This is a genomic window from Delftia sp. RIT313 (assembly GCF_000632165.1).
Taxonomy (GTDB): domain Bacteria; phylum Pseudomonadota; class Gammaproteobacteria; order Burkholderiales; family Burkholderiaceae_C; genus Comamonas; species Comamonas acidovorans.
This window is the reverse complement of the sequence record NZ_JFYT01000121.1, coordinates 1-1,716: the sequence shown is the minus strand read 5'-3', so window position 1 is coordinate 1,716 and position 1,716 is coordinate 1. Positions and strand designations below refer to the sequence as shown.

Annotated in this window: 1 protein-coding gene; it reads right to left on the bottom strand. The window is 69.3% G+C overall.

All coding sequences use genetic code 11. From position 1 onward, the window contains the following. On the bottom strand, positions 1–1,610 hold a 1,610-nt coding region (locus tag BW39_RS29685; protein WP_235264317.1), incomplete at its 3' end, for an AMP-binding protein. Positions 1,611–1,716 lie beyond the last annotated feature (106 nt).

The following is a 1,716-nucleotide window of genomic DNA, read 5'->3' as shown; positions in this document are numbered from 1 at the left end:
CACTCCTCGTCCTGCTCCACGGCATGCACCAACTGCCCAAAGGCCGAAGGCGTTTGATTGAGAACGGTTACGCGCTCCGCACGCAGCAAGGCCAGGAAGTCCTGGGGCGAGCGGCTGACCCAGTACGGCACCACCACGAGCCGGCCACCCGTGCACAGCGCACCAAAGATCTCCCAGACCGAGAAGTCGAAGGCGTAGGAGTGGAACAGGGTCCAGACATCGTCAGGCCCAAAGCCGAACCAGGCCTCGGTGGCAGCGAGCAACCGTGCCACGTTGCGGTGGCTCAGCTGCGCGCCCTTGGGGCGGCCCGTGGAGCCCGAGGTGTAGATCACGTAGGCCAGGCTGTCGGCCGAGACCTGCACCTGCGGATCGGCATCCGATTCGGCCGACAGGTCCAGCGTATCGATCTCCAGCAGTTGCAGGGACTCGGTGCCGGGGATGCGATCACGGACAGCCGCCTGCGTCAGCACCAGGCCGATGCCGCTGTCGGTGACCATATGCGACAGACGGCCGACAGGATAGTCCGGGTCCAGCGGCACATAGGCGCCGCCGGCCTTGAGGATGGCCAGCAGGCCCACGACCATCTCCGCCGAGCGCTGCATGGCGATGCCCACGCGCGACTCGGGCCGTACGCCCAGGGCGATCAGGCGATGGGCCAGGCGGTTGGCCTCAGCATTGAGCTGTGCATAGGACAGCGTGTGGCCTTCGCTGCGAAGGGCCGGCGCCTGGGGCAGGCATCGGGCCTGCGATTCCACGCGCCCGTGCAGGCAACCGGCTGCGCGAAGCGCAATGGCTGCGGGAGCCTGTCGCAGCAGCGCCTGGCGCTCGTCCTCGCCCAGCAAGGGCAAGCTGCCCACCTCTTGGGCGCCATCGTCCGCCAGGGCTTGCAGCACCCGCACATAGTGCCCCGCCATGCGCTCCATGCTGGCGCGGTCGAACAACTCCACCGCATGGACCAGGCTCAGGTGGATGCTGCCGTCCACCAGCTCCGTGCTGTCCAGTGCCAGTTCGAACTGCGCCGCCCGCGTACCGCTTGCGGCGTCCTCCACCACCAGGCCGGGCAGAGAGCGGGCCTCCTCCATCGCCTGCGCACGCTGATGGTTGTGCACGACCTGGAACAGCGCATGCGTGCCCAATTGCCGCTGCGGCTGAAGCACCTCCACCAGTTGCTCGAAAGGCAGGTCCTGGTTGGCCAGCGCCCCGCGGACGGTCTCGCCGGCCCGGGCCAGCGCCTCGTCCAGCGTCAGGCCGTCATGCACCTGGCCGCGCAGCACCTGAGTGTTGACCAGCAGGCCGACGATGCCCTCCGCACCGGGCCGATGGCGGTTGGCGATCGGCACGCCCACGCGGATGTCCTGCTGTCCGCTGTAGCGATACAGCAGGATCTGCAGGCCCGTGAGCAGCACCGTGAACAGGGTCGTGCCTTGGGCACGCGCGACGGCATGCAGCTGCCGCGCGAGGGTGTCGGGCAACTCGAATTGCCACTCCCCGGCCTCGTAGCGGCCGTCGGCGCGCCGCGGATGGTCCACGGGCAGTTGCAGCAGGGGGTGTTTGCCGCCCAGCTGGTCCTGCCAGTAGCGCAGCTGCCGCGCATGCTCGGCACTGCCCATCCACCCGCGCTGCCACGCGGCATAGTCTGCGTAGCAAAGAGGGGGGGCCAGGGGCGGGGCTCCAGCGCCCTCGGCAGGCGGGGCCGCCTGCCGAGGGCGCTGGAGC